This is a genomic window from Acidovorax sp. KNOB132, from assembly GCF_057541515.1.
On record NZ_BAAJYT010000329.1, the window covers coordinates 1 to 3,443 of the forward strand.

Annotated in this window: 4 protein-coding genes; 2 read left to right on the top strand and 2 right to left on the bottom strand. The window is 69.6% G+C overall.

Annotation, left to right across the window (positions count from 1 at the left end):
• The coding region (locus AC27IO_RS21925; RefSeq protein WP_498740744.1) for a serine hydrolase at nt 1-985 on the top strand (985 nt) is incomplete at its 5' end.
• On the top strand, nt 960-2,039 hold the full coding sequence (locus AC27IO_RS21930; protein WP_498740746.1) for a serine hydrolase: 1,080 nt from the start codon (nt 960-962) through the stop codon (nt 2,037-2,039). The genes AC27IO_RS21925 and AC27IO_RS21930, both read left to right, overlap by 26 nt.
• Nucleotides 2,040-2,129: 90 nt before the next feature.
• Here AC27IO_RS21930 and AC27IO_RS21935 read toward each other — a convergent pair whose 3' ends face one another.
• Both AC27IO_RS21935 and AC27IO_RS21940 read right to left on the bottom strand, forming a co-directional pair.
• A complete protein-coding gene (locus AC27IO_RS21935) occupies nt 2,130-3,164 on the bottom strand; it encodes a hypothetical protein (RefSeq protein ID WP_498740748.1) in 1,035 nt (344 codons plus the stop codon).
• 16 nt (nt 3,165-3,180) lie between these two features.
• Nucleotides 3,181-3,443: HRDC domain-containing protein (locus AC27IO_RS21940; RefSeq protein ID WP_498740745.1), on the bottom strand; the 263-nt coding region annotated here is incomplete at its 5' end.

Here is a 3,443-nt window from a genome sequence, read left to right on the forward strand (position 1 = left end):
CTGGTACCTGGCCTCGTCCGTCAAGGTGCCGGTGGCCATCGCCGTGCTGCGCGGCGTGGAGCGCGGCGACTACACGCTGGACACGCCGCTCACCCTGCGCGCCACCGACTACGTGGACGGCGCCGGGCCCGCCAAGAACCAGCCGGTGGGCGCGGCGCTCAGCGTGCGCTGGCTGCTGGAGCAGATGATCGTGTACAGCGACAACACCGCCAGCGACATGCTGATCGACCTCGTCGGCCTGCGCGAGGTGAACGCGCTGGTGCAGTCGGTGGTGCCCGGCGGCTTCGAGCGCATCACGCACCTGGCGGATGTGCGTCGCCAGGCCTACGCCCAGCTCACGCCCGAGGCCGTGCACCTGTCGGGGCGCGACTTCATCGCGCTCCACCAGCAGCGCACCGATGCCGATGTGAAGGCCACCCTCGCACGCCTGCTGCGGGTGCCGGCCGATGGCCTTCGGCCCCTGTCGGTGGGCGAGGCCTACGAGGCCTACTACGCCAGCGGGCTCAACTCCGGGCGGCTCGATGCGTACGCCGAACTGCTCGCGCAGCTGGTGGAAGGCAAGCTCCTGGAGCCGCGCCACACGGCCTACCTGCTGGGCGTGATGGAACGCGTGAAGACCGGCCCCAACCGCATCAAGGCCGGACTACCCACCCGTGCGCGCTTCGCCCACAAGACCGGCACGCAGCGCGCCCGAACATGCGACTCGGGCCTCGTGACGGTGACGCGCCTGCCGACTGACCGGCGCGTGATCGTGGTGGCCTGCACGCGCGGCGAACTGTCCACGGCCCGGTCCGACCGCACGCTTCGGCAGGTCGGCATCGCCCTCTGCCAGTCGGGCCTGTTGTCGGATGGAAAATCCCATGAAACTCCCTGCCAAACCGTGCCGAGCCGCGCCGCGGCCCCTTCCGGCACCACGGGCCCGGGGGGCCACCCTGGCCCTGCTGGTCCTGGCGCTGGCGCTGGCGTGGACGACGACCCACCCTGAGCCCGCCCACGCCGCGCCCGCCTGGGCCGATGCGCTGAGACAGCAGGTGGAACGCATCGAACAGGCCACGCCCGGCCAACTGGGCCTGTACGTCAAGCGGCTCGACAACGGCGAGACCTTCGCGCATGCGGCCGACCGGCCCTGGTACCTGGCCTCGTCCGTCAAGCTGCCGGTGGCGATCGCCGTGCTGCAGGAGGCAGAAGCCGGCCGCCTGCGCCTGGACCAGCAACTCGTGGTGCAGGCGCGCGACAAGGTCGACGGCTCAGGCGCCGTGGTCTGGCAGCCCGAAGGCACGCGCCACAGCGTGCAATCGCTGCTCCAGCGCATGCTGATGGAGAGCGACAACACCGCCGCCAACATGCTCATCCGCGCCGTGGGCGAAGACACACTGAACCAGCGCGCGCAGGCCCTGCTGGGCGGCCGCGGCGTGGGCCGCATCACCAACTTCACCGAGGTGCGCTACCAGGTCTATGCCGAGGCCCACCCCGACGCGCGCCGGCTCTCCAACATGGACCTGGTGCGCATCGCAGGCGCCCCCGTGGGCCCCAAGCGCCTGCAGGCGCTCGCCCGCACGCTCGGCGTGGCGCCCTCTGCGCTGCGCGTGCAGACCCTGGACGAGGCCTACGACCGCTACTACCGCACGAACCACAACACCGCCACGCTGGAGGGCTACGGCGCCATGCTGGAAAAGCTGGTGCGCGGCCAGCTCGTCTCGCCGGCGCACCAGCAGCTGCTCTACAAGGACCTGAAGTTCGACACCTACGACGCCTACCGCCTGGAGGCCGGCCTGCCGCGCACCGTGCGGTTCATCCACAAGACCGGCACGCAGCTGCACCGGGCCTGCCACATGGGCGTGATCGACCCGCAGGACAACGGGCGCAACGCCATCGTGGTGGCCGCCTGCGCCGAGGGGCTGGACGAGATGAAGGAGGCCGGCAAGGCCTTCGAACAGGTGGGCCGCGCGATCACGCAGACGATGCTGCAGGACCGGATACCGGCCAAGGGCCGCGGCACGCCTGCGGGCCCCCAGGCGGGAAGCAGGCCGCCGGTCTAAGCCGCCTGCAGCCGTGCGGCGCGCTGCGGTTGCGTGGCACGCTGTGATTCCATCGCCGTTGTGATCCAACAGCTTCCTCTGTGCAATGGCTTATGGGGTGGGGGATGAACGGGGTGTCAATCGGCTGAGCGGGTACTGCCGTGCTTGGATGCCTGCTTGGCACTGAATCAGACGTTCTCTCTCGGCGGTGGCCTGCGTCGGCTCCGCCGCGAGGGTGATCAGCGCGTAGCGGTGGGGTACGAGGCCTTTGCCTGGCCAGGTATCCACCGCGCCGTACCCCGCAAAACACGCAGAAGCCGCGCGTGCGGCACGGGCCGCACGAACGGTGGGGTACGAACCTGCCACCACTGCCAGCACAGTGGGAGCAGATGGTCTTTCGGAAAACACCTGCCGTCTGGCATCCCAGGCCAACTGGTAGGCGGACACCTTGTCGGGCACGTCGTCATCACGGGAGACAAACATGGAAAGGTACACAGGAGCGTCGCCTGGCGCCGCCATGACTTGGGAGACATAGGGGCCTTGCGGTTCGCTGCGCGACCACGCCCTCTTCAGAGCACCCCGAGAGGCTACGTAGAGCGTGTGGCGGCGCTTGGGGTGGTCGAACCCGGCCATCTGCGTGACCAGCAAAGCGCTCGCACCAGCGGGGTTGCCCGGCTCCAGCGGCACGGCACTCGCCGCCGCAGTGACCGTACTTTCCTCCTCTCCGGTGGACCAGACGCGGGGCACGGCGGTGTTTGCCAGAAACGGCGCAGCCCCCGGCTTCGGAACGTCCAGCGGCCGCGCGGGCGCTGCGACAGCAGGCCAATCGAGCGCTGCGCTATCCCGCTTGGAGACGACCGCCCGGCCTGTGGCGAAGGCACCCCGGGCATGCTTTGCGCTGGACAACAGGCGAACCTCGAAAGGACAAGGCCCGCCGCTGCATGAGGAGAGGGAAAGTTCATAGGCCTGCCGCTCCTTCTCAAGCACGGCCTGTCCATGCACCGGAAAAGACTCCAGCACTTGGCTGGACCGAACGTCCTGCGCGAATGCCACGCCCGCTCCCAACGCCACGATCAGAAAGCACGCCAGAACCCAAGCCGCACGGCAGGCCATGCGCCGCAGCGATGGGCGGGACACCGCAGGCATCGTCAGCAAGACGGCATCAATGGGCTTCGTCCCCCTGCCCGCAAACCCGCAGCACCTCGGCCCCATACGCCTCCATCTTCTTGGCGCCCATGCCGCTGATGCCCTGCAGATCGTCCAGCGTGGACGGGTTGCGTTCGGCGATCGCGGCCAGCGTGGCGTCGTGGAAGATCACGTAGGCGGGCAGGTTGTGCTCGCGCGCAACCTCGGCGCGCCAGGCCTTGAGGTTGATGAAGCGCACCTGCGCGTCCGGCCCCAGGTTGGCCGCGGCGGCCGGGGGGG

Bases quoted from the DNA above. Each gene is read 5' to 3' on its own strand.
- AC27IO_RS21935 (WP_498740748.1), bottom strand. From the start codon at position 3,164: ATGCCTGCGGTGTCCCGCCCATCGCTGCGGCGCATGGCCTGCCGTGCG.